Genomic DNA, 23,111 nt, shown 5'->3' with positions numbered 1-23,111 from the left:
TACAACGCGTTGCTGGCAATGTCCCACTGGCTAATTAAAAAAGTAACTGACAGCGCTTATTTGCCGTATCAAACATTATGAGCTGCCAACAAAAGCGGGCCTAAGTGGCCCGCATAATGGTTTGCGTTAGTTAATGCTGGCTTGTGCTATCCCGTTAATCGCGGTCAATTTCGCTTACTTGAAAGGAGCCTTGGCGTAGACTGATTTCTATTTCACGGCCATTTTCATCGCGGCCTTCAACATCAATCATGCCGCTTTTATCAATGTCGATATCTTCAAATTCGCTCATACCCTCTTGGCTTGCTACCTCGAGTGCTTGGCGAATATCATCTTCACTCATGCCCCAGGCCCCGGTAATTAAACGCTCACGCTCTTCTTGCAGTGTTTCGCCACTATCGATGGAAAATTCAATGTCAGCGTACCATTCGTCATCAAGCCAGCCTTCAACCTCGGCACGGCCACGGCTCTTAATACTGATCTCTTCGTAATGGGTGAACCCATAGTCAGTGGCATGGGTTAGCACACTATCAATCTGATCAACCGGCAATGTATCCGCTTGCACGCTACCTGCAGCCGCAGTGAACAGCAGTGCAGAGGTCGGGATCAGCAACATTTTCTTCATAGCGTTCATATCAAATTCCTTCTTGGTTTGTTGAATGACGTCATCTGTTGAATGAGACAGCATTCGTCATAAGGCAAAACAGTTATAGCACCGCGGTTCTTTCCGTAAGCTGACAAAGCCATTCATCTAACGTTCATGTTGCTTTTGGCATGCTAGTACGATGAACAAGATGCCCCTCACGCGAACCCTTTCACGTTATTGGCAGCGCCTGCCACGCATGCGCTTGCACAAAGCGCTGCCTGTTAACGTCGTTGTCGCGATGTTTGCTATTGCACTGGCCGGTAGTGCCATTGGTGATCAGCCCTGGGAAGCGTTGCACAGTGAAGTGCAGCGAGGCGACGTCGTGCCCTTAGAGTCCATTTTGGACTGGCTTGAGGCTAATTATATCGGCGAGGTAATAGAAGTAGAGATCGAGCGTGAGGATGGCCATGTAGAGTATGAGATCAAACTGCTGGGCGCTCAGAATCAAGTGGTTGAGTTTGAGTTTGATGGCCATAGTGGACAGTTAATGAAAATAGAAGGTGTGCGTATTAACGAGATGCGCCGCCAATAAGGTAGCTATTCATGAAGTGTTTACTGGTAGAGGACGACCAGGCGCTCGCCCGTGAGCTTATTCAAGCGCTACGGGAGGGTGATTGGCTGGTAGAGCATGCGGAAAATGGCCAGGAAGCAGATTTTCTAGTGCGCACGGAAGCCTATGACACGGTCATCCTTGATGTGGGGCTACCCGATGGTGAAGGCACGCGCTGGCTCTCTGCGTGGCGTGAAGACGGCATTGATCTGCCAGTACTGATTTTGACGGCGCGCGAGCGCTGGGCTGATAAAGCGGCAGGTTTTACCGCAGGGGCCGATGACTATGTGACGAAACCCTTCGAACCTGCCGAGGTCATGTTTCGGCTGCGTGCCCTGGTGCGTCGTAGTCATGGCCATGCCCATCCCGTGCTAAAAGTGGGTGAGCTACGCCTGGATACCCATACCCAGCATGTCACGCTGGCGGGCAGGCCGGTTAGCATAACCGCCCAGGAAACGCGCCTACTCAGCTACTTAATGCATGCTGCCCCGCGCGTGGTTAGCCGCAGTGAGCTCTCTGAACATGTCTATGACCGTGATCATGAGCCCGACTCCAACGTGATTGATGTTCAAGTGAGCCGGTTGCGGCGTAAATTAGGCGCATGGCGGATTGCCACGCTGCGTGGTCAGGGGTATCGCTTACTCGCTGAAGAGCCTTCCGGCGCATGAAGCCAGCTATTACCCGTTGGGCTCAGCGTTGGTCGACCCGTTCGATTACGTTGCGTCTTCTACTGGCGGCACTGTTAATGGTGTTGCTAGCGTTGCCTATGGCGGGTTGGCTGCTCACTCACCATTATCGTACGTCAGCAATTCATGCCTTTGATGAACGCTTGGAGACAACGCTGAACGTGATCATTGCGGGGGTTACCTTTGACCCGATTGCCCAGCAGATAAGTTACGATCGATCACTGGGCGACCCGCGTTTTGAACAGGTTTATTCCGGCTGGTATTGGCAAATTACCGACCATGACCAGCTTTCGGCAACGTCGCGCTCGCTGTGGGATCAGCGCCTACCGGTTGTCGATAATACAAACCTATCGGCTCGCACGTGGAACGGCCCGCGAGGCCAGCAGTTGCGAATTGTCGAGCGAGATATTTACCTTGCCCCGTTGGAAACCCCGCTGCATGTTAGCATTGCCGCCCGTGATGATGCGTTGCGAGAAGATATTCGACAATTTCAACAAGCTTTATGGCTGGGGCTGGTGGGCCTGGGTGCGCTGCTGTTAGGTGTACTAGCGCTGCAGGTACGCTGGGGGTTGGCACCACTGCGACGCATGAATGCTAATCTCCGGGACGTCGAGCAAGGGCAGGCTGAGCAGCTCGACACCCACCTGCCGGATGAGCTGGCGATGCTAGCGGAGTCAATGAATGCCGTACTTATTCGTGACCAGCGTTTGATTGAGCGAAGCCGCCATACCGCAGGTAACCTTGCCCATGCGTTAAAAACCCCGCTAAGCGTTATGCGATTGCTGGTTAAGCAATTGCCCAGTGAAAGCCGCGCTCATTGGGAGGTTGAGCTTTCGCGCATCGACAATGCGGTGCGTCACCACTTAGCGCGGGCATCGGCTGCTGGCGAGGGGGCGCGTTTCGCCCCAATTGCCGTTCAGGATACGTTGGCGGCGCTGATTACTGGGCTTACACGTCTTGCGCAGCGCCGTCATATTCGCCTGCAGCAACACATAGACAGCAGTGCGCGCGTCCATATGGATGGGCAGGATCTTCAGGAAATCGTCGGTAACCTGTTGGACAACGCACTTCGCTGGGCGGCAAGCGATGTGAGCATTCGTTTGCAAACCGATGGCCAACGGCTGTCGCTACGAGTGAGCGATGATGGCCCCGGTATGTCCGCACAGGAGTGCCAAGCCGCTGTGCAGCGCGGCAAACGTCTCGATGAGCAACGTTCTGGTAGTGGACTTGGGCTGGCCATCGTGACGGATCTTGTCGCGCTGTATCAAGGGCAAATGCATCTGCAACGTGCCCAGGCGGGTGGATTAGAGGTGGTTGTTGAATTACCTGTGGTTGCTCGGTAGCTACTATGCATGACCTAACCAAGAGACAATGACATGACGCAAATCGCCAAGACATTGCCGGACGTACTGGTGGGGCCACTGCTGCGTCGCCTTTCGCCTTCGCGGCTAGTGCTGTGGCTAGTCGCGACCCGGCCGCTAACCATGCAACTGGTGCTTTACCCTGAGCAAGTGGGTGTCCAGACGCGCCCATTGGATAAGTCGCATCAATGCGTGGCGATTGGCCAGCACGCCTATATTCATTTTATTGACCTGAGCTTGCCGACCGCACTGCCCACCGATGAGCGAATTGCCTACGATCTGCAGGTACAGGGTACCCAAGGCGAATGGCAACGCCTGCCGGATTGGGCGCCCTGGTTATGTCATGAGGGCGAAGCGTATCCAGGCTTTGTGCTGGCCTCTCGGCATCACCGGTTGATGCACGGTTCGTGCCGTAAACCCCATCACAACAGCGCCGATGGTTTGGTACGGGCAGATACCTGGTTAGCCGAACGCCAATCAACCCCTAAAGAGTGGCCAGCTTGGCTGCTGATGACCGGTGACCAAGTCTATGTTGACGATGTTGCTGGCCCGATGCTGCGTGCGGTACACGCACTGATTGAGCGTTTGGGATTGGTAGATGAGCAGTTGGAAGGAGCCACGGTAGATGACAGTCAAGCGCTTTACGCCGCCCCCGAAAGCTATTATCACCGTGAAGCGCTGTTGCCGGATGTGACCAGTAACGCTGCGCTGCGTGAGCGTTTCTTTGGCGGCGTTAAAAAGCCTGTGTTTACCTCCGCAAATGCGCAAAACCACTTAGTGACACTGGCAGAAATGCTCGCCATGTACTGCCTGGTATGGTCTCCAACGCCCTGGCAACTCATTGCTGTTGGACCGCCAGCGTTGGGTGACAAAGAAACGGACGCCTATCAGCAAGAGCAGATGGTGATTGACGACTTTGTTGCCGGGCTGCCCCAGTGCGCACGGCTAATGGCCCACGTTCCCAGCCTGATGATCTTTGATGATCACGATGTCACCGATGACTGGAACTTGACCGCTGACTGGGAGCGCTGTGCCTACGGCCATCCGTTTTCCAAGCGTATTATCGGCAATGCGTTAGTGGCTTATTTATTGTGTCAGGGATGGGGCAATGCACCGGATAAGCTTAATCCGCTGTTGCTTCAAGCCTCGACACTATTTGAAGAGGATAGCTCGCTTAACGCGAGCGCCCAGGATAATTTCATCGAGCGGTTACTGCGCTTTCAGGGCTGGGAGTACCAGGTGCCTGGCACACCTGCCCTAATCGTGCTGGATACGCGCACCCGCCGTTGGCGTAGCGAGCGTAACCCTAACCGTCCTTCGGGTTTAATGGACTGGGAGGCGCTGATGGAAATGCAGCAAGCGTTACTGGGGACTAAAAGCGCCGTTATCGTTTCCCCAGCCCCGATGTTTGGGGTCAAGCTGATAGAGATCATTCAAAAGCTGTTTACCTTGGCGGGCAAGCCGTTGGTGGTGGACGCTGAAAACTGGATGGCGCATCGCGGGGCTGCCAATGTACTACTGCATATTTGGCGGCACTCAAAAACGCCGGGTAACTACGTGATTTTATCTGGTGACGTCCACTATTCATTTGCCTACGATATTGTTGTACGTCGTCAAAAGCAGGCACCGCATCTTTGGCAAATTACCTCCAGTGGGATCAAAAATACGTTTCCCCAACAGCTGTTGAACACGTTTGACCGATTGAACCGTTGGCTCTATGCGCCGTTATCGCCGCTCAACTGGTTCACCAAGCGCCGCAAGCTAAGTATTCACCCCCGCGACCCAGACCGGGCTAGCGCCGGAGAGCGGCTATGGAATGCCAGTGGGATTGGGTTGGTAAGCCTGGATGAACAGGGCCACCCAACGGATATTCGCCAGCTAGACGTCGATGGAGGTGATGTGGTGTTTCCACCGTCAGAACTCCCGCGCTCTTAGTCCGCTGCTGTTGGTCGTAGTGTCATACAAACGACATGGAAATGTCGCACGATTGCTGTCCGAATGCTTTCCTGATGGCGCTTTAAAATCAGCTGGAGCTATAACAATCAAAGGAACAGGCGACGTTTGATAGGGCAGCAGGTATATGACCGCACAAGAAGCACAGTGGTTGAACCAGATTATTGCAGCAGAAGAGCTGCATGTGTTGTTTCAGCCCATTGTGAATGCCAATCAACAGGCTATTTATGGCTATGAAGCCCTTATTCGTGGCCCGAAAACATCGCCGCTACACTCGCCGTTACGCCTGTTTGAGGTGGCGACTCAGGCAGGATTGTTAGTCGAACTGGATTTACTGTGTCGACGGTTAGCGATTCAGCGTTTTGCAGAACTTGAACTGCCGGGATTGCTGTTTCTGAACGTGATGCCGCTGACGATTGTTGAGCGTGACTTCCGTGAAGGCTTAACGCTGAGTTTCATCCAAGAGAGTGGCCTGCCCCCAGAGCGGGTAGTCATCGAGCTGACTGAGCATGTGCCTATTCATGATTACGAGCTGATGCGTCAAGCAGTAGCCCACTATCGCGACATGGGCTTTCAAGTAGCGTTGGATGACTTAGGGGCTGGCCATTCCAGTTTGCGCCATTGGTCTGAACTACGTCCTGATTTCGTCAAACTAGACCGCCACTTTATTTCTGGCATTGATCAAGAGCCTGCCAAGCGTGAGTTCTTACGCTCGATTCTCGATGTAGCGCGCAGCTTAGACTGCCAACTAATTGCTGAGGGAGTTGAGACTGCCGCTGAGCACCTTTGTCTATGGGAATTAGACCGAGGGTTGGCGTTGCTTCAGGGGTTTTACTTTGCACGACCCAGTCTTCAGCCGCCCTTGCAGCTGCACATGCTGCTGCCTGCCACGACGCAGCTAAAAGGCCCGGCGGGGCGCACCGCCCACTCTATTTTACGCGCGATAAGTGCTGTGTCGCCGGCGTGCTCCGTACCAGAGCTTGCCGAGCGATTTCGTGATGTTACAACCCTACGCTGTGTGGCGGTGGTAGAAGATGGCGTGCCAATAGCCGTGGTGCGTCGCAATGCGTTTTTAACGCTATTTACCAACCCCTATAGCCACGCGTTGTATGCAAAGCGTCAGGTGTTAGAGATTGCGGACCCTAAAATGCTAGTGGCCGACGCAGATTTGTCTCTTGAGGCGCTTAGCCAGCAGCTAACCGATAGCCGCGATATCGAGCAGGAAGATTTCGTTATTGTGGATAGTCGCGGTTGCTATCTGGGAATGGGGACTATTGTGGACCTATTGCGCGAAATTACCGCCATTCAGGTGCGTCAGGCCCGTCATGCCAATCCGCTTACCGGATTGCCGGGTAATATTCTGATAAACGAAACGTTGGTCACTTATCTCGATCAGCGCGAAGGGTTTGCGGCCGCCTACGTTGATTTAGATAATTTCAAAGCATTTAACGATGCTTATGGCTATGCCCGTGGCGATCACGTGATTATTTCCTTGTCACGTCTGCTTCAGGCGCAGGTAGAGAGCGCTGGCGGGTTTATCGGTCATATTGGTGGTGATGACTTTATGATGCTGCTTCCCTTAGAGCAGTGGGAGGGCGTTTGCCAGCAAATATTGCACTCTTTTGAAGTGATGGCGCCCGGGTTTTATGAAGAGGCAGACCGTCAGCAAGGGGGAATCCATATAGAAAACCGCCAGGGTGCGGTGATGTTTATTCCTTTTGTAAGTGTTTCTATTGCTGTTAAGCCGGTCACTGATACCACTAGCTGCAAGGCGCTAGACATTGCCGCGCAACTTTCCGAGTTAAAGCACCAAGCAAAAAAAATAGTGGGTAACAGTTTATTCGTAGAGCGCCGAGGATGCTGTGTGGTGCCAACGTGGAGTAGGTAGCACAGAGTTTTTACTCACTTAACTGTCACTGAGGGGTCATGACCTTGTCATTTTAATGTCCCTTCGCTGTCATGATTGGGCACCACCATAGCGGCATTGTCAAATAACCCGCTCAGGTGATGTATGCAACCTCTCTGTCTGTCTCAATCGTTTTCTCGTACGTTGATTAGCGCTGCTGTGGTTAGTGCGTTTTCGCTAGCAGCCGTTAGCGCCTCCGCTGACCTCTCTTCGCGCTATGTTGATAATGACGGTGACATGGTTGCTGACGTACCCAGCGATGAGTCTCAGTGGGTCGACCCGGATACCTTGGTCTTTGCCTACACGCCGGTCGAAGACCCCGCCGTATACGCCGATGTTTGGGCGGATTTTCTCGAACACCTAAGCGATGCCACCGGCAAGCGGGTGCAGTTCTTCCCGGTTCAGTCCAACGCGGCTCAGCAGGAAGCACTGCGCGCAGGTCGCCTGCATGTGGCTGGTTTTAATACGGGCGGCGTACCGGTTGCAGTTAACTGCGGCGGCTTCCGTCCCTTTGCCATGATGGCTGCTGAAGACGGTAGCTTTGGCTATGAGATGGAGATCATCACTTATCCCGGCAGCGGCATTGAGTCGGTTGAAGACTTGGCAGGCAGCCAGCTGGCATTTACCTCTGAAACGTCTAACTCTGGCTTCCGCGCGCCTTCTGCGCTGCTGCGTTCCGAGTACGGTCTAGAGGCTGGTGAGGATTTCGAAACTGCGTTCTCCGGCTCTCATGACAACTCCATTTTAGGGGTGGTAAACAAAGACTACGAAGCTGCTGCCATTGCTAACTCTGTTGGCGCGCGGATGATCTCTCGTGGCGTTGTCAACGAAGGTGATTACGAGATTATCTACACCTCTGAAACGTTCCCCACCACCGCCTATGGGCTGGCCAATAACTTGAACCCTGAGCTGGCCGAGGAAATTCAGGATGCTTTCTTCAGCTACGACTGGGAAGGCACTGCCCTTGAGACCGAGTTTGCCAATTCCGGTGAAGCGCAGTTTATCCCGATTACTTATCAGGAAAACTGGTCGGTCATTCGCACCATCGCTGATGCTAACGGCGTGACCTACGACTGCGATTAATACGCCAGTCGTTCTGAAACCCTATCGGCCAGGAAGGCAACTTTCTGGCCGAATTGCTATGTACCTGACTACTCGTAAATGAGGCACTCTCATGTTGACTCTTACCGGCGTTGGCAAACGTTACCCCACTGGGGATCGTGCGTTAACCGATATACAACTGACGCTACCTAAGGGCCAAGTGATGGCGCTGATTGGGCCATCCGGTGCAGGGAAAAGCACGCTGATTCGTTGTGTTAACCGTTTGGTAGAGCCCACTCAAGGCAGTATTCGCTTGGAAGATGTAGAGCTGACCAAACTATCAGGTAACCAGCTACGCCATGCACGCCGCTCCATGGGGATGATTTTTCAGGAGTATGCACTGGTTGACCGTTTAACCGTGATGGAGAACGTGCTGTCTGGCCAGCTAGGTTATGTAGGTTTCTGGCGTAGCTTCTTACGCCGCTACCCACAGGAAGCCGTGGCCGAAGCCTTTCGCTTGCTGGAACGGGTTGGCTTACCCCACGCTATTGATAAGCGCGCCGATGCGCTTTCCGGTGGCCAGCGCCAGCGGGTCGGTATTGCCCGCGCGCTGTTACAAAGCCCAAAGCTACTGCTGGTTGATGAACCCACCGCCAGTCTCGACCCGAAAACATCGCGCCAGATCATGCGCCTGATCCGTGAACTATGCGCCGAGCGAGAGTTGGCCGCGATTATCAACATTCACGACGTCGCGCTGGCTAAGCAGTTTGCTGACCGTATTGTCGGGTTGCGGGCTGGGGAAATCGTCTTTGACGGGCAGCCTAGCGAGCTTACCAGTGAGATTCTCACGACTATCTATGGTGAAGAGGATTGGGATACCACCCCAGAACACTCCGACGATGATGAAACTGAACAGAATACGAAAGAGAGCGAAGCACATCGGCTTCATACTGGTTGCGAGCTGTCCCGGTTAGAAAGACTAGCGAGTGGGGGCGCGCGATGAGCAGCACCAATTCACTGGCGCGCCAACAGGCTGCGCGTGAGGGGCACTGGCGGCGCTTACCACTGATTGATAACCCGCGTGTGCGTTGGGGGCTGGTGCTAGGCGCGATGGTTTATCTGGTACTCGCACTTGCCTCTGTGGAAGTTAACTGGGCACGTGTGGCGGAAGGGGCCGGACGCGCACTCAATTTTCTGGGTGCGTTTTTGCAGCCGGACTTCGTGAGCCGCCAGAGCGATATTATCGCTGGCCTGCTGGAAAGTCTGACCATGACGTTAACCTCTACAGTGATTGGCGTGTTATTGGCCATTCCCGTGGGGCTGGGGGCGGCGCGTAATATCTCGCCATTACCTATTTATGCCGTATGCCGCGCGATTATTGCCGTTTCGCGCACCTTTCAGGAAATTATTATCGCCATTCTGTTTGTGGTGATGTTCGGCTTCGGGCCGTTTGCGGGCATGTTGACCCTGGCGTTTGCCACGATTGGTTTTATGGCCAAGCTGCTGGCAGAGGATATTGAAGACCTCGACTGGCGGCAGGTAGAGGCCGTACGTGCCACCGGGGCGAGCTGGTGGCAAACCATGAATCATGCCATTCAACCTCAGGTGATGCCGCGCTTAATTGGTCTCTCGATGTATCGATTGGATATCAACTTCCGCGAGTCGTCAGTGATTGGCATTGTCGGCGCTGGCGGTATCGGTGCCACCCTGAATACCTCGTTGAGCCGCTACGAGTACGGCACATCTGCTGCCATCCTGCTGATTATCATCGCTATTGTACTGATGAGTGAGTATGCCTCCAGCTATGTTCGCCGCTGGACACAGTAACGGCGCGCCACTTGTCATAAGAGGAAACGATATGCCTGTTTCAACATCTCCCCAAGGGGCACCGCTTTGGCAGCGGCGCACTACCCGTGCCCAGTGGCTGCAATTCGCTGCCTGGCTTCTAGGCATCAGCCTGTTTCTACTATGTTGGAAAGTGATTTCTGATAACACCATGTGGGTGTTTGTTGAAGATGCTGGCCGCCAGGGCAGCGACTTAATCAGCCGTATGATGCCGCCGCGTTGGGAGTATGCCAATGTGCTGTGGAAGCCCATGTGGGATACCTTGAACATTGCCACGTTAGGGACGGCGCTAGGCATTGTCATGGCCTTTCCCGTGGCGTTTTTAGCGGCACGCAATACCACGCCGCACCCACTGATACGCAGCTTGGCGCTCACTATTATTGTTTCGTCGCGCTCTATCAACTCGCTGATTTGGGCCATGCTGTTGGTCACCATTCTTGGCCCTGGCGTCTTGGCGGGTATTATCGCCATTGCGCTGCGCTCCATTGGCTTTGTGGGCAAGCTGCTTTATGAAGCCATTGAAGAGATCCATCCAACCCCCGTTGAAGCGATTAGTGCTACCGGCGCCAGCCGCCTACAGGTGATGAACTACGCTGTGTTGCCTCAGGTAATGCCTGCCTTTGCGGGTATTAGCATGTATCGCTGGGATATTAATATTCGTGAGTCTACCGTGCTGGGTCTAGTGGGCGCTGGTGGTATTGGCTTGCAGCTCAATGCCTCAATTAACAGCCTTGCCTGGAACCAAGTTAGCGTCATCTTTGTGATGATTTTTGCCACGGTGCTGGTGTCCGAGTGGGTCTCCGCCCGTGTGCGCCACGCGATCATTTAGTTAGCCTGTTGAGGAACAGAAACCATGCGTTTTCCTAATGCAGACATCACCACCATCGATATTATGCGCCATGGAGAGCCAGTCGGTGGGCGCATGCTACGTGGCAGCACCGACCACCCACTGAGTGAAACGGGCTGGAAGCAAGTGAGTGATGCCGTCATGCGCCACACGGTAGAGGGCAAGCCACCTTACGATGCGATTGTCAGTTCGCCATTGCTACGTTGCCGCGAATTTGCGCTGTGGCTAGGCGAGGAGTTTGATGTGCCTGTACAAGTTGATGACGACTTGGCGGAACTTCACCTGGGGCGCTGGGAAGGCAAAACGCATGCCCAGGTATTTGCCGATGAGGGCAGCGAGCCGATGAGCGCATTTTGGTTTAATCCCTGCCAAGCCGCTCCCCCAGAAGGAGAAACGTTGGCAGCGCTGGATGCTCGGGTTAGTGAGTCCTGGCAGCGGCTGTTGGCTAATCCGCCCGGTAAGAACGTGTTGGTGGTTGCACATCTGTTTGTTTGCAATGCGCTGCTGCGCCAAGTGCTGGGGCAGCCGCTTGGTAACGGCTTAGTGATGGACTTACCCTATGCTGCGATGAGCCGCCTGCGCCATGAGCGCCATGCGTTAGGCGAAACCACCTTTGTAGAGTGGATAGGGCGTTAGTCATAGGGCGTTAGTCATAGTGCGTTAGTAATAGCCACCTACGAATCAGTAGCGGGTAAGCTGCGCATAGGCCATGATATAAGCATTGCTAACGTGCTGAGCCGGAGCGATGTATGCCATTTATCCGTCTGTCCCCACTGTTAACGCTATTCACGCTGCTGCTATTAGCAGGGTGTGCCAGCAAAGAGATAACTACCGTTCCCGCCTCAAGTGATCAAGCGGGCATTTCAATGGAACGCGCGTTGATTCTCTCTCATGCCCAGCAAGCGATTGGCACACCGTATCGCTTTGGTGGCAATACTCCGGAGGGGCTGGATTGTTCGGGGCTTGTGGAAATGACTTATCGCGCTGCGGGCATCCGCGTGCCCCGCACTGCTGATGATCAGTTCCGCGCGCTGCCTTCGGTTGATGCGCCACGTCCAGGTGATTTACTGTTTTTTGGAGATGGCGCCAAAGCCACACACGTAGGCATTTATGGTGGGAACCGGCAAATGATCCACGCACCTGGTAGCGGTCGAGCCGTGGTCAGCGTGCCACTGGATGTCGATTACTGGAATCAGCGTTTTTTAGGGGCTGCTTCACCAGCACCCTAAGCGACATTAATAGGATGAGTAATTGCAATCTAATGTGGGAAAGCCAACGGCTCAGGCTGCCTGCTCATCAGGCATTGTTGTCACTTCTTCTGTAGTAGCTTCCCCAGCGCTTCGTGCAGCATTCATTTCGCTCTGCTCGCGAGCGGCTTCCAGTTTGGCTTCCAATAAATATTGTCTTGCCTGAGCGGCCACCTGTATATCTTTAGAAGAGGGTTCTGCCGGCGCCAACGCTGCCGCGATGACCGTTTGCATCTTTTCAATCGTCGCCGTGGGGTTGCCTGGCACGGGGCCGTAATCAATCGGTACTTCACCCGCAACTGCATAGCGTTTACCGTCTGGCCCAACTTCGTACTCATAGCTGGCACCGCCGGTGTAGGGGCCGCCCACCGTCTGGTGGGCCATTTCATGCTGGCGGACTTCTCGATCAGTTTGCTTAAGCTGCTCTAAGTACTGAATCTCTTCAGGTGCTAGCGGCGTACCGTCAGGGCGCGTAGGACCGGTCGTTTCGCGACTGGCGGATGAGTCCGTCTCTTCACTTGCTTGTGCAGTCTCAGAGGCGTGAGCTTTCTGTTCCTCCGACGGCATCCGATTAGCCTGTGTACTGCTTACCTTAGGCTGCGGTAACGCATATGAAGAAACAAAGGGGGTTAGGGTAGAAAGATCCATAAGCAATTACCGAAGGATAAGCTGTTTGCGTTAGCATAGAGCATCTATGAAGGAATCGCAGCACGTAATCGTCGTGCCTAAAACGACCGCTTAGCTATTGTTTGGTTAATCATTCGCATGCCCATAATTGATGTTGTTATTCATCTGTCAAAAAGTGAGTGCCTAGCGCATTACGAAGGGCGCTACTCGAACGTGCGAACGCGCAGCGTCGATGGCCGCTGGGTCATTTTTCCTGCTGAAGCGCTGCGCCGAGTAGTTGGACAAGAGGGAGTTCATGGTGTTTATCGATTGGAATTTTCTGACCAGGGGCGTTTTATCAACATTCAACCTCTCTCAAAGAGTTGACTCGGCATATGCACCATAGCGATGCAAATCTAACGCTCCATGAGCTCATTTATGCCGTTATACCCAATCTAAATAGAGCCGAAAAATTAGTGCTCAATACGCTGGAGAGCCTAATCGAATCGGCAGAAAATCCATTGGATGTCGTTAAGCGTAACGAACAAAGACATGCTTTCTCGCTAGAAGTGCATCGTGTGCGTATCAACATAGAACACCTTTTAGAACGCTATCGTGCTGATGTAGATAGGGTTTTGCGCTCAGGAGGCGAAGTGGAAGGGCCTATCGTGGTACCAGATGCCCTAGAGGCCGATGCAATTCGCAGCGCCATTGATATTTACTTGCACGTTAGGTCTTTTCAGCGTGGCGAACGTCGTCAGCCACTACCAGGCCACTAGTTATCACCTTATCACCACTTCTTGTCACCACATGGCATCATCATTGCTTGTATAATGCGAGTGCCGCTTTTGGGGTTACCCACCTGAAGGCCAACAGCTTGCCTACCCGGCAATTCGCTGTGACTACATTAGGAGATATATCATGTCTGCCTCACCTGTTACGTTAATGGTAGCCCGTCGAGTGGCGAGCGGTCGTTATCACGATTTTAACCGTTGGTTAAACGAAGGCCGCGACTTGGCGGCTGACTTTCCTGGTTATTTGGGGTCCGGTGTTTTGGCACCCCCCAATAGCGATGACGAATATCAGATCATTTTCCGCTTTAGTAGCAGTGATACGTTAACAGCCTGGGAGCATTCGGCTTCACGGAATGCATGGCTACAGCGAGGTAAGGGGCTATATGATGCGCCTCATGAGCACCGTGCCACCGGTCTAGATGCTTGGTTTCAGTCTAGCTCGGGCACGACGCCTCCGCGCTGGAAGCAAGCCATCGCCGTATGGTTGGCTTTTTTCCCCATTTCACTGTTGTTTAACTGGGTATTTGGCAGTGCCTTGGCGGACTGGCCCATGGTGCCCCGTGTTCTGGTCAGTACGATGATGTTGACGCCTGTCATGGTGTTTTTATTTATTCCACTTTCAACGCGCCTACTTGCCCCTTGGCTGGAAGGGAAATGGTCGCCATTAGATATATTGTCACGCTGGCGTCATGAACATAGAACGTAGTACAGAATGGATGAGAGCATGTTCATATTATTAAAAATGATTTAAAACATAGGCTTAATTTTGATCTGGTAATGCCTTAAGCCATGCTCTTTGCGTTTCTTTAATAAGATAAATAAGTGCTAAGCTTCATGGGGTTCAACGCTGCAATAGTGCTAAGCTAAATACGCTTGCAGTAAAAGGATAACTGACTTTGGTGCAATGCTAGCGTACCAAGTCGCCCCATGGAGTAGTTATGATCCGCGTTCACCATCTCGAAAAATCCCGCTCGCACCGTATTTTATGGCTTCTGGAAACACTTGGCCTTGATTATGATATTGAGGTTTATCAGCGCGATCCTAAAACTCAGCTAGCCCCGGCATCACTTAAAAAAATCCATCCGCTGGGTAAGTCGCCAGTTATTACCGACGGTGAGCTGACCGTGGCAGAATCAGGGACAATTATTGATTATCTCGTCAACTGCTATGGTAATGCCAAAGATCAGCTCCTTGAAGAAAACCGTAATGAGTGGGTGAATTATCGCTACTGGCTCCACTATGCAGAAGGTTCGTTAATGCCGCTGTTAGTGATGGGGCTGGTCTTTAGCCAATTGCCTAAGCAGTCTCCGTGGCTGATTAAGCCGTTAGCAAAAGGAATTAGCTCAACGGTGCAGCAGCGGTTTATCCAGCCCCAACTAAAACAACATCTAACCATTATTGAATCGCACCTAGACAAACGAAGTAATTTTGCGGGTGACTGGCCGAGTGGGGCCGATATACAAATGAGTTTTCCGCTACAGGCCGTTGCCGCGACACAATCGTTGGCAACGTATCCGGCTATCGCAGCATTTGTGGCGCGTATTGAAAGTGATCCTGCCTGGCAACGGGTTGTTGAGCGCGCAGGCCCCCTTACCATGCCCGGTGCGTAGGTTTATCTATGCTCCAGACGTTGAGCTGTTTCGGACTTCGCTCATCTTCTACTCAAAAGGGGGCGTTGTGCGCTCTAGCCCACTTTATGTCGGGAACATTACTGCTAGGCGGGTGTTTGGCAACAACCCCCTTATCGGCTGAGATACTGACTGTTGGTGTGTACCACAATCCGCCAAAACTCTTCGCTGACGATGAAGGTCGCCCTCGAGGCGTGCTAGGCGACCTTTTGCAGGCGATTGCCAAAGAAGAGCAGTGGCAGCTTGAAAGTCTTCAATGTGACTTTCAACACTGTCTTACCTTGTTAGAGCAAGGAGACATTGACCTATTACCTGACGTTGCCTGGAGTGTAGAGCGTGCTCAGCGTATCTCGTTTCATGAAGAGCCGGTGATGCATAGCTGGTCACAGCTTTACCAGCGTGAAGGGGCTAAGATCGGCGCTATTTTTGATCTTGAGGGGCAGCGTGTAGCCGTGGTGTCAGGGTCCGTTCAGCAAAGCTATTTGGCGGCGGTAACCGAGCGTTTTGATATCAACGTCACTTGGCTGCCCGTGAGTAGTTTCGCCAGAGGGTTTCAGGCAGTTGCGGATGGTGAGGCAGACCTTGTGGCCGCTAATCACCTATTTGGCGACTGGCGGGCTCACGATTATGGGTTGCGTGATACGCCTGTTATTTTTCAGCCAGCAAGGCTTTTTTATGCCGCCTCACCTCAACTCTCTGATGAGATACTTAATCATATCGATGATGTTTTACGTCGCTGGAAGCAGGATAATGGCTCTGTTTATTATGAAACGTTAAGTGCATGGCGAGCTAAGTCAACCCCATCACAATTAACTCCTACATGGATGTGGTGGGGGGGTGGTTTACTTATTTTACTGCTTGTTTTAGCGCTTTTAGGCAACATACTGCTTAAGCGCCGAATGAAAATTAACCGAGATCAGTTAACTACTCATGAGGCGCTATTGGCGACTATTTTAGATAGTGTAGATGCCTTTATCTATATTAAATCTCCCTCGCTAAAGTATCGTTACGTCAATCGTCGAATAAGTGAGCTTTTTAATCAGTCCACAGAAAATATTATTGGAAAGCGTGACGCTGATTTTTTTGATGCCGAAAGCGCCGAAGCAACAAGAAAAATCGATCAAAATGTTTTAGATTCAGGCAAAAAAGTAACGGTTGAAGAGCATAGTATGCTGCAGGGTGAGGAGCATGTACGTACTTTTCTTTCTATTAAGATGCCGTTAACCATGGCACCAGGTGAAGCGCCTAGCTTATGCGGTATCTCTACAGAGCTTACTGAGTATCTGGAAATGCAATCTAAAACCCATCGCCTAGCGTTTTATGATGCATTAACAGGTCTCCCAAATCGTCGGCGTCTCATGGAATTATTAGCCGATGTCACGGATCAAAATAATTGCACAATAAACTTCAGCGCAATCTTTATCGTTGATTTAGATAATTTTAGATTGGTGAATGACATTCAAGGCCACGAGAGTGGTGATCAATTACTGATTAATGTTGCCGAAAGATTGCAAATACACCTGCCTCAGGAGGCAACCGTTGCCCGCTTTAGTAGCGATGAGTTTGTCGTACTGTTAAATGCATTAGGTGAGCAACAAGGTAAAGCAACACACAAGGCTGAACGCCTTGCAAGGCAGCTCTTAGAAGCGGTTGCTAAGCTGCGTAACGACCGGGCACTGCCGATTACCGCCAGTATTGGCATTTCACTGTTTAAGTGTTCAGGGTTAAGCGTAAACAATGTTTTACAACAAGCAGATATGGCGCTACAACAAGCTAAAGCGGCTGGCGGTAACTCGTTGCGCTTTTTTAATATGGATATGCAAACTAGTGTGCTAGAGAGGGCCAAGCTTGAGGGGGATCTGCATCAAGCCTTAGAGCGCAATGAGCTGTCGCTACATTACCAAGTTCAGGTCAATCATCAAGGCGTCACTACTGGCGTTGAGGCCTTATTACGCTGGTACCACCCTCAGCGTGGCTGGGTATCACCAGCCACCTTTATCCCTCTGGCGGAAGAAAACGGGTTGATTCTGCCTATTGGGCACTGGGTATTGAAATTAGCCTGTGAACAGTTAGCAAAATGGGCGCAGCAACCTGCGTATGCAGCACTCACTATCTCCGTTAACGTGAGTTCGGTGCAGTTCCAGCAACCTGGGTTCATACGCGATGTAGAAAGCTTGTTAGCACAAACCCAGGCCCCACCAAGCCGTTTGGTGTTGGAGGTAACAGAAAGTCTGTTGATGAGTGAGCCCACGCGAGTCCGCAGCACTATGCTAAAGCTTCGTTCCCAAGGCATTCGCTTCGCGCTGGATGATTTTGGCACAGGCTATTCGTCGCTGAGCTATCTAAAGCGCTTACCGCTGGATGAGTTGAAGATTGATCAGTCGTTTATTCGTGAATTGCTAACAGACAAGACCGATGCGGCGATTGTGGATACTACTATCCTTTTAGCGGTCAGTCTTGGCTTGACTGTGGTGGCTGAAGGCGTCGAGAAAAAAGAGCAGTTTGACTGGCTTAAAGGTCATGGCTGCTACCGCTACCAGGGCTATTTATTTGGCCGCCCGACGCCAATTGAGTATTTATTTGAGACGTACTAAAAAGCCCGCGCAGCACTTGTTAGTGCTAGATGCGGGCTTGAGCTGATTACAGCTGTTCGTTAACCAAAGACGGCAAAGCTGTCGGCGTTAAGCCACAGATGTGCAAGGATACTGGCGACGTAGCCGAGAAAAATAACGGGTGCCCAGCGTAGGTGGCCCATAAAGGTGTAAGCGCCACGCGCTTGGCCCATTACCGCAACCCCCGCTGCCGAACCGATTGAGAGTAAGCTTCCCCCTACACCGGCCGTCAACGTAATCAGCAGCCAATGCCCGTGGGACATTTCCGGCTCCATGGTCAGGACTGCGAACATTACCGGAATGTTATCGACTACTGCTGACACAACCCCCAAGATAATATTGGCCCAGGTGGCGTTCCAGCCAGTGTAAAGCGCTTCGGAAAGCAGCCCAAGGTAGCCCATAAAGCCAAGGCCACCTACGCACATAACAACCCCGTAGAAGAACAGTAGCGTGTCCCATTCGGCGCGGGCGACACGATTGAAAACATCAAACGGCACCACGCCACCCAACTGCTCAAGCTTTTTATTATCGCCTTGGCGGCTGTAGCGTTCACGCTTGCGTTCCAGTGAGCGAGGCAGGCTGCGACGTAGGTAATAGCCGAAAAACTGTAGGTAGCCAAGACCAGTCATCATGCCGAGTACAGGCGGCAAGTGCAGCAGCGTATGGCACAACACAGCAGTGGCGATAGTGATCAAAAACAGCGCAATAATTCGCCGTGCACCGCGTTTGAGCCAGACATCTTCATAAACGCTGCTGGGCTTCTGATCCTTAATAAATATACTCATGATGACAGCAGGAATAAGGAAGTTAACCAAGGAGGGCAGGAATAGAATGAAAAACTCCTGGAACTGAATAATACCTGCTTGCCAGACCATCAGCGTGGTGATGTCACCAAAGGGGCTAAAGGCACCGCCGGCATTGGCGGCTACCACAACGTTGATGCAGGCGAGATTAATGAAGCGTTTATCTCCTTCAGCAACTTTGGTGATAACGGCACACATTAGCAGCGCTGTGGTTAAGTTATCGGCAATTGGCGATAGCACAAAGGCAAGGCCGCCCGTTAACCAGAACAGCTGGCGGTAGCTAAAGCCTTTGCGCAGCATCCACGAGCGCAGGGCATCAAATACACGGCGCTCCTCCATGGCGTTGATATACGTCATGGCAACCAGTAGGAACAGCATTAGCTCGGTGAACTCCAAAAGTGTCACACGAAACGCATGCTCTGACGTATCAGACATGCCGTTTTGGACGTACACCCAGCCAATGAGTCCCCAAATAATACCGGCAGCAACCAGTACCGGTTTAGACTTACGCATGTGGATTTTTTCTTCTGCCATTACTAAGGCATAGGCAAGCACGAAGATTGCTACGGCAAAAAATCCGACGGTTGAGGAGGTTAAGTCGATATCTCCAGTCACTGCAAAAGCGGAAGGACTAATGCATAATAATAAGGCTGCTAACAAAAAAGGCCAGCAACGAGAAACTCGGAGCTGGCCTGGGTCATTATGTAACGTCGGCATGGCGTGTTTATCCTTATATTGGTTAAAAGGTAGGGGGAATAAGCGGCGTTAGTTTAACAAGTTATATTGCATTGCAATACGGAATTAAACCGAATGAAATGCTTTGATAAGCAAGTTATTACGTCTTTTTTTTGGAAATTATCCGTTTAGCTAATAGCAATATGGTCAAATAAATGTAAAGAGTTTAATCATAAGTCAGATAAACATAATAGATTTACGATATTTGTTGGTCTCCGTTGCTTTGTAGGTATATTTGCTGCTTGTGGGTCGATCTTCAGGCTGTAATAAAACTGAGCAACCTGCGCGACCATATTGATGGCTGCGTTGGTATGGTTGATCATTATGTCGCGTCTAAAGGCTTGGAATTTAGCTTTTGTCATCGCTTTTAGTCAATAAAAACGAGGCCACACAGCTGGCCGTTGGACACGTTAAGGAACTCATATGCATCATTCAATTCGCTCCCTTTATCGCACGTTAGGCATCTCGGCCGCCACGCTTGCCCTTGCCGCTGCTGCAATGACAGTACAAGCAGAAACACGGGTTACCTACAAATCAGCATCGGCGGGAACCGCCTATTACCAGATGGGTGTTGAGCTCTCTGAGGCAGTGCGCCAAGGCACTGACGATGCCATTATCCTGACACTAGAAGAGAGTCAGGGCTCGGTGCAGAACGTGATGGAGGTGATGGCCCGGCAAGGTAACTATGTATTCACTACGCCGCCAGCCTTAGTTGAACAGGCTATGGCTGGGGAAGGGGCTTTTGCCGAGCGTCAGCATCCTCGTTTCCAAGAAATCCGCGGCCTATTTCCTATTCCCTCTATCACTATGCATTTTGTGATTGCAGGCGATGGCGGTGTGGCCGATATGGCTGCGCTTGAAGATAAACATATCTTAATCGGCCGAGGTACTTTTGGCGCTCGGGAAGCTGCTCGGTATCTAGAGCTGTTCGGGCTGGAAGAGAAAGTGCGTATTGCTGATGCTTCTATTGGAAGTGGGCCAGATGCGTTAAAAAATGGTCAGATTGATGCCTTTGTGACGGCCAGCTCTTTCCCAACCCCGAATGTTATTGAAACGGCTGCCAGCATGCCAATCACCCTGGTTAGCTTTAGCGATGAGCAGATAGCGCAAACAGGCGCTGCTCGTCAGACGATTCCTGGTGGCACGTACCCAGGCGTGGATGAGGATGTTCAAACTACGTCGCTGCCGGTCATCGCCTATACAACTTCACAAATGGATGACGATACCGCGTATGCGCTGACAAAAACCTTCTGGGAGCGTCGCGATGCCATGGCTGAAGAAACGGCTTGGTGGAGCAGTATCTCGCCTGACATGCTGAGTAATATGACCGGTACGCTGCACCCCGGTGCACTGCGTTATTATGAAGAAGCGGGAGTCGATGTGCCTGACGCTCTTCGATAAAGGCTGCCTTAGCAGCGTTTTTTGGCACTGATAATACGCAACGGTCTGTAGGCCGTTGCGTTGTTTTATAGGGATAGGCAACTCGGCATGCATGCTCTTTTTTCGTCTCAGACGGTTGATAACGCCACACCTTATGCGGTGGCGCCCCCTGGTTGGATCGCGTTAGGTGTCATTAGCGTTGGGTTTCATTTAGGACTTATTTTTTACGGTTTAACGCCCGCCCTGGTGAGCAGGCCGTTGCATATGGCGCTACTGCTGCCTTGGGTGTTGATTTATATGGCTAAAACCCCCTTTCAGCGCATTAGTGGCTGGGGGCTGACGCTATTGGGGATAGCAGCTTGCGCCTACATCGCGCTTAACGAAGCCACGCTTGCGAATCAGTATGGCTTTATTGATACCCATCTGCAGATGGCGATTGGCCTTTTCTTAATTGTGCTGGCCCTGGAGGCCGCAAGACGTGCGATTGGTTGGCCGCTGCCGTTGGTTGCGCTAGTGGCACTGCTTTATGGGGCTTTCGGGCAGTATGTGCCGGGGGCGTTTGGTCACCCTGGTTTGCCGCTGCAAAGCATGGTGGGCTCATTGACGATTGCAGAAGGAGGGCTTTGGGGCTCGCTGACGGGAGTTAGCGTGGGTGTCGTGGCTATCTTTGTGATCTTTGGTGCGGTGCTTAATGCTGGCGAAGCTGGCCAAGGTTTCATGAATTTAGCGAGTGCCGTTGCTGGGCGCTTAACCGGTGGTGCGGCTAAAGTGTCGGTGATTTCGTCGGCGCTGATGGGTTCCATTTCAGGTTCAGCCTCAGCGAACGTTGCCTCTACTGGGGCGATTACGATTCCCTCTATGGTACGTTTGCGCTACCCGCGTTCGTTTGCGGGCGCGGTAGAAGCGGTGGCGTCTTCAGGCGGGCAAATAATGCCACCGCTGATGGGGGCGGGAGCCTTTGTCATGGTAGAGCTAACCGGCACGCCCTACACACAAATCATGGCAGCAGCAACGCTACCGGCCGTGCTCTATTTTCTGACGGTATGGATGGGAATTAATGCCTACGCAACGCGTCATGACTTGCAGCCGATTGATGCCAGCGAGCAGCCAGCCGCCAAAGAAGTGCTCATCACATCACTCTTTTTTGCGGTGCCGTTTGTACTGCTGTTAGAGCGTATTTTTAACGGCGGGTACACGCCTCAATATGCCGCTAGTATTGCGATATTTGCCGGCGTAGCGCTGCTGCTGGTCGATGTTACGCTGCGTTTCTCAATCACTGGGTTTGCAAATCGCTTAGCGGATGCGGTGGTTACCGCAGGGCGGCAAATTGCCACCATTGGCGCGATTATTTTGTGTGCCTCACTGGTGATTGGTGTGCTCTCGTTAACAGGCCTTGGCGTAAAGATCACGTCGGGTATCTTATCGCTCTCAAATGACCTGCTATGGCCTGCGCTGTTGTTGACCGCACTGGCCTGCCTGATTTTGGGCATGGAGGTGCCGACAACAGCAGCCTATGTGATTTGTGTGTCGGTGGCGGGGCCAGCGCTTATATCACTCGGATTAGAGCCGTTGTTGGCGCACCTGTTTGTGTTTTGGTACGCACTGCTTTCGACGATTACGCCGCCTGTCTGTGGAGGAGTGTTTATCGCGGCTGGAATGGTAGGTGAAAACTGGCTCAAAGTAGCGCTTAAGGCTATGGCTCTGGGGATAGGGCTGTACATCATTCCCTTGGCGATGGTCGCGAACCCTGACGTTATTCAGCTTGCTTTTAATCCAGCGGGCGCTTTGCTCGATGGTTTAAAAATAGCCGCTGGTTTAACGGCTATTTCGTTTGGTGTCATTGCCCGTAAAGCCATTTGGCTTCGCGTAATACTAGTGGTGGCGGGCGCGGCTGTTATCTTTCTCGTTTAATGGCGCATGGTTTAAAAACAACGGCGACGTGGCCGGTAATTGGGTGGTGGCATACACCACCCAGGTATCTAGTGCAGGCCCCAGCGACTGCACCAGCTTAAGTTGCTCAGGCGCTTGTTTTACGACCTCTTCAGCGCAAATCCCGGCCTCAAAGGTACCCGCTAGCAAGCCTTCTGCCACGGCAACCGTCGTGGGTGCTTCGATAATATCGCCAAAGCTGCTTAAATCCGTGTAGTGGCGGGTAGCTGGCTGAATAGCTACATGATGAGGGGAGGCAATACTACGCTGGGCAACTAACGCTAAAGGCTTGCTGCCGGCAATAAAGACATCAACCGGATAGGCGCGGTGCATATAGCGGCCCACGCAATCGCTGTGGGAAAAGTGAGCGGTGCACTGGAGTAGGTGGCTTACTCGCCCCTCAACCAGCGCTTCAAACGCCTCTTCAAACTGTTCGAAAAGATGAAGATTCGTGGATGGCTGACCATGCTTCGCTAAATAGCGCAGAGCAATTAATTCATGATTGTTGCCGCTAGGGCCGAGGGTGGCAATTTGCACAGCTAGTT

Annotated in this window: 22 protein-coding genes; 18 read left to right on the top strand and 4 right to left on the bottom strand. The window is 52.2% G+C overall.

The window, feature by feature from the left end:
• Nucleotides 1-154 precede the first annotated feature (154 nt).
• Entirely contained in the window at nt 155-631 is a 477-nt protein-coding gene (locus JFC11_RS10645; protein ID WP_038480578.1) for a PepSY domain-containing protein, read from the bottom strand.
• 208 nt (nt 632-839) lie between these two features.
• Here JFC11_RS10645 and JFC11_RS10640 point away from each other — a divergent pair, with 208 nt between their 5' ends.
• The 11 genes from JFC11_RS10640 (at nt 840) to JFC11_RS10590 (ending at nt 12,061) form a co-directional block, all read left to right on the top strand.
• The gene (locus JFC11_RS10640; protein WP_232482875.1) at nt 840-1,175 is read left to right on the top strand and encodes a PepSY domain-containing protein; all 336 of its coding nucleotides are present in this window, start codon (nt 840-842) and stop codon (nt 1,173-1,175) included.
• 11 nt (nt 1,176-1,186) lie between these two features.
• Nucleotides 1,187-1,861, top strand: a complete 675-nt coding sequence (locus JFC11_RS10635; RefSeq protein ID WP_038480583.1) for a winged helix-turn-helix domain-containing protein — start codon at nt 1,187-1,189, stop codon at nt 1,859-1,861.
• Nucleotides 1,858-3,222, top strand: a complete 1,365-nt coding sequence (locus tag JFC11_RS10630; RefSeq protein ID WP_095604412.1) for a sensor histidine kinase — start codon at nt 1,858-1,860, stop codon at nt 3,220-3,222. Before JFC11_RS10635 ends, JFC11_RS10630 begins: the two co-directional genes overlap by 4 nt.
• A 33-nt stretch (nt 3,223-3,255) precedes the next feature.
• Nucleotides 3,256-5,175 carry a metallophosphoesterase family protein gene (locus JFC11_RS10625; protein WP_198349532.1) on the top strand — a complete coding sequence of 640 codons (1,920 nt, stop codon included), beginning with the start codon at nt 3,256-3,258 and terminating at the stop codon, nt 5,173-5,175.
• A gap of 145 nt (nt 5,176-5,320) precedes the next feature.
• Complete coding sequence (locus JFC11_RS10620) at nt 5,321-7,081, top strand: bifunctional diguanylate cyclase/phosphodiesterase (RefSeq protein WP_095604413.1); 1,761 nt, start codon at nt 5,321-5,323, stop codon at nt 7,079-7,081.
• 123 nt (nt 7,082-7,204) lie between these two features.
• Nucleotides 7,205-8,182 carry a phosphate/phosphite/phosphonate ABC transporter substrate-binding protein gene (phnD, locus tag JFC11_RS10615; RefSeq protein ID WP_198349531.1) on the top strand — a complete coding sequence of 326 codons (978 nt, stop codon included), beginning with the start codon at nt 7,205-7,207 and terminating at the stop codon, nt 8,180-8,182.
• Between the two features lie 91 nt (nt 8,183-8,273).
• Complete coding sequence (gene phnC / locus JFC11_RS10610; protein WP_198349530.1) at nt 8,274-9,143, top strand: phosphonate ABC transporter ATP-binding protein; 870 nt, start codon at nt 8,274-8,276, stop codon at nt 9,141-9,143.
• Complete coding sequence (phnE, locus tag JFC11_RS10605) at nt 9,140-9,967, top strand: phosphonate ABC transporter, permease protein PhnE (protein WP_095604415.1); 828 nt, start codon at nt 9,140-9,142, stop codon at nt 9,965-9,967. The genes phnC and phnE (JFC11_RS10605) overlap by 4 nt, the downstream gene beginning before the upstream one ends.
• A gap of 31 nt (nt 9,968-9,998) precedes the next feature.
• Nucleotides 9,999-10,814 carry a phosphonate ABC transporter, permease protein PhnE gene (gene phnE, locus JFC11_RS10600; protein ID WP_198349529.1) on the top strand — a complete coding sequence of 272 codons (816 nt, stop codon included), beginning with the start codon at nt 9,999-10,001 and terminating at the stop codon, nt 10,812-10,814.
• A gap of 24 nt (nt 10,815-10,838) precedes the next feature.
• Nucleotides 10,839-11,468 (top strand): histidine phosphatase family protein, encoded by a 630-nt coding sequence (locus JFC11_RS10595; protein ID WP_198349528.1) that lies wholly within the window; start codon nt 10,839-10,841, stop codon nt 11,466-11,468.
• Between the two features lie 113 nt (nt 11,469-11,581).
• The gene (locus JFC11_RS10590; protein ID WP_198349527.1) at nt 11,582-12,061 is read left to right on the top strand and encodes a C40 family peptidase; all 480 of its coding nucleotides are present in this window, start codon (nt 11,582-11,584) and stop codon (nt 12,059-12,061) included.
• Nucleotides 12,062-12,112: 51 nt separating this feature from the next.
• Here the strand turns inward: JFC11_RS10590 and JFC11_RS10585 are convergent, their stop codons facing one another.
• Nucleotides 12,113-12,646, bottom strand: a complete 534-nt coding sequence (locus JFC11_RS10585) for a putative metalloprotease CJM1_0395 family protein (RefSeq protein ID WP_370687194.1) — start codon at nt 12,644-12,646, stop codon at nt 12,113-12,115.
• Between the two features lie 198 nt (nt 12,647-12,844).
• Here JFC11_RS10585 and JFC11_RS10580 point away from each other — a divergent pair, with 198 nt between their 5' ends.
• From JFC11_RS10580 to JFC11_RS10560, 5 genes are all read left to right on the top strand, one after another.
• The gene (locus tag JFC11_RS10580; protein WP_084183648.1) at nt 12,845-13,072 is read left to right on the top strand and encodes a DUF2835 family protein; all 228 of its coding nucleotides are present in this window, start codon (nt 12,845-12,847) and stop codon (nt 13,070-13,072) included.
• Between the two features lie 8 nt (nt 13,073-13,080).
• The gene (locus tag JFC11_RS10575) at nt 13,081-13,464 is read left to right on the top strand and encodes a hypothetical protein (RefSeq protein WP_198349526.1); all 384 of its coding nucleotides are present in this window, start codon (nt 13,081-13,083) and stop codon (nt 13,462-13,464) included.
• A 142-nt stretch (nt 13,465-13,606) separates the two neighbouring features.
• Nucleotides 13,607-14,185 (top strand): antibiotic biosynthesis monooxygenase, encoded by a 579-nt coding sequence (locus JFC11_RS10570; RefSeq protein ID WP_095604421.1) that lies wholly within the window; start codon nt 13,607-13,609, stop codon nt 14,183-14,185.
• Nucleotides 14,186-14,417: 232 nt separating this feature from the next.
• Nucleotides 14,418-15,089: a glutathione S-transferase gene (locus tag JFC11_RS10565; RefSeq protein ID WP_198349525.1), complete on the top strand. Its 672-nt coding sequence runs from the start codon at nt 14,418-14,420 to the stop codon at nt 15,087-15,089.
• Nucleotides 15,090-15,175: 86 nt separating this feature from the next.
• The gene (locus tag JFC11_RS10560) at nt 15,176-17,701 is read left to right on the top strand and encodes an EAL domain-containing protein (RefSeq protein WP_038480623.1); all 2,526 of its coding nucleotides are present in this window, start codon (nt 15,176-15,178) and stop codon (nt 17,699-17,701) included.
• Nucleotides 17,702-17,760: 59 nt separating this feature from the next.
• Here the strand turns inward: JFC11_RS10560 and nhaD are convergent, their stop codons facing one another.
• The gene (nhaD, locus tag JFC11_RS10555) at nt 17,761-19,239 is read right to left on the bottom strand and encodes a sodium:proton antiporter NhaD (RefSeq protein WP_198349524.1); all 1,479 of its coding nucleotides are present in this window, start codon (nt 19,237-19,239) and stop codon (nt 17,761-17,763) included.
• 441 nt (nt 19,240-19,680) lie between these two features.
• Between nhaD and JFC11_RS10550 the strand changes: the two genes are divergently transcribed.
• Both JFC11_RS10550 and JFC11_RS10545 read left to right on the top strand, forming a co-directional pair.
• Nucleotides 19,681-20,658: a TAXI family TRAP transporter solute-binding subunit gene (locus tag JFC11_RS10550; RefSeq protein ID WP_198349523.1), complete on the top strand. Its 978-nt coding sequence runs from the start codon at nt 19,681-19,683 to the stop codon at nt 20,656-20,658.
• Between the two features lie 87 nt (nt 20,659-20,745).
• A complete protein-coding gene (locus JFC11_RS10545; RefSeq protein ID WP_198349522.1) occupies nt 20,746-22,548 on the top strand; it encodes a TRAP transporter permease in 1,803 nt (600 codons plus the stop codon).
• On the opposite strand, the gene JFC11_RS10540 is transcribed toward JFC11_RS10545, so the two are convergent.
• Nucleotides 22,510-23,103, bottom strand: coding sequence for a hypothetical protein (locus tag JFC11_RS10540; RefSeq protein ID WP_198349521.1), 594 nt, complete (start codon nt 23,101-23,103; stop codon nt 22,510-22,512). The genes JFC11_RS10545 and JFC11_RS10540 overlap by 39 nt on opposite strands.
• Nucleotides 23,104-23,111 lie beyond the last annotated feature (8 nt).

The sequence above is a fragment of the Vreelandella alkaliphila genome, from assembly GCF_016107625.1.
Taxonomy (GTDB): domain Bacteria; phylum Pseudomonadota; class Gammaproteobacteria; order Pseudomonadales; family Halomonadaceae; genus Vreelandella; species Vreelandella alkaliphila.
Note: the sequence above shows the minus strand (reverse complement) of the source record. Positions and strands in the feature narration are given on the sequence as shown.

Coding starts and splice junctions, on each gene's coding strand:
- JFC11_RS10645 (WP_038480578.1), bottom strand. CDS start 631: ATGAACGCTATGAAGAAAATGTTGCTGATCCCGACCTCTGCACTGCTG.
- JFC11_RS10640 (WP_232482875.1), top strand. CDS start 840: ATGCGCTTGCACAAAGCGCTGCCTGTTAACGTCGTTGTCGCGATGTTT.
- JFC11_RS10635 (WP_038480583.1), top strand. CDS start 1,187: ATGAAGTGTTTACTGGTAGAGGACGACCAGGCGCTCGCCCGTGAGCTT.
- JFC11_RS10630 (WP_095604412.1), top strand. CDS start 1,858: ATGAAGCCAGCTATTACCCGTTGGGCTCAGCGTTGGTCGACCCGTTCG.
- JFC11_RS10625 (WP_198349532.1), top strand. CDS start 3,256: ATGACGCAAATCGCCAAGACATTGCCGGACGTACTGGTGGGGCCACTG.
- JFC11_RS10620 (WP_095604413.1), top strand. CDS start 5,321: ATGACCGCACAAGAAGCACAGTGGTTGAACCAGATTATTGCAGCAGAA.
- phnD (WP_198349531.1), top strand. CDS start 7,205: ATGCAACCTCTCTGTCTGTCTCAATCGTTTTCTCGTACGTTGATTAGC.
- phnC (WP_198349530.1), top strand. CDS start 8,274: ATGTTGACTCTTACCGGCGTTGGCAAACGTTACCCCACTGGGGATCGT.
- phnE (WP_095604415.1), top strand. CDS start 9,140: ATGAGCAGCACCAATTCACTGGCGCGCCAACAGGCTGCGCGTGAGGGG.
- phnE (WP_198349529.1), top strand. CDS start 9,999: ATGCCTGTTTCAACATCTCCCCAAGGGGCACCGCTTTGGCAGCGGCGC.
- JFC11_RS10595 (WP_198349528.1), top strand. CDS start 10,839: ATGCGTTTTCCTAATGCAGACATCACCACCATCGATATTATGCGCCAT.
- JFC11_RS10590 (WP_198349527.1), top strand. CDS start 11,582: ATGCCATTTATCCGTCTGTCCCCACTGTTAACGCTATTCACGCTGCTG.
- JFC11_RS10585 (WP_370687194.1), bottom strand. CDS start 12,646: ATGCCGTCGGAGGAACAGAAAGCTCACGCCTCTGAGACTGCACAAGCA.
- JFC11_RS10580 (WP_084183648.1), top strand. CDS start 12,845: ATGCCCATAATTGATGTTGTTATTCATCTGTCAAAAAGTGAGTGCCTA.
- JFC11_RS10575 (WP_198349526.1), top strand. CDS start 13,081: ATGCACCATAGCGATGCAAATCTAACGCTCCATGAGCTCATTTATGCC.
- JFC11_RS10570 (WP_095604421.1), top strand. CDS start 13,607: ATGTCTGCCTCACCTGTTACGTTAATGGTAGCCCGTCGAGTGGCGAGC.
- JFC11_RS10565 (WP_198349525.1), top strand. CDS start 14,418: ATGATCCGCGTTCACCATCTCGAAAAATCCCGCTCGCACCGTATTTTA.
- JFC11_RS10560 (WP_038480623.1), top strand. CDS start 15,176: ATGTCGGGAACATTACTGCTAGGCGGGTGTTTGGCAACAACCCCCTTA.
- nhaD (WP_198349524.1), bottom strand. CDS start 19,239: ATGCCGACGTTACATAATGACCCAGGCCAGCTCCGAGTTTCTCGTTGC.
- JFC11_RS10550 (WP_198349523.1), top strand. CDS start 19,681: ATGCATCATTCAATTCGCTCCCTTTATCGCACGTTAGGCATCTCGGCC.
- JFC11_RS10545 (WP_198349522.1), top strand. CDS start 20,746: ATGCATGCTCTTTTTTCGTCTCAGACGGTTGATAACGCCACACCTTAT.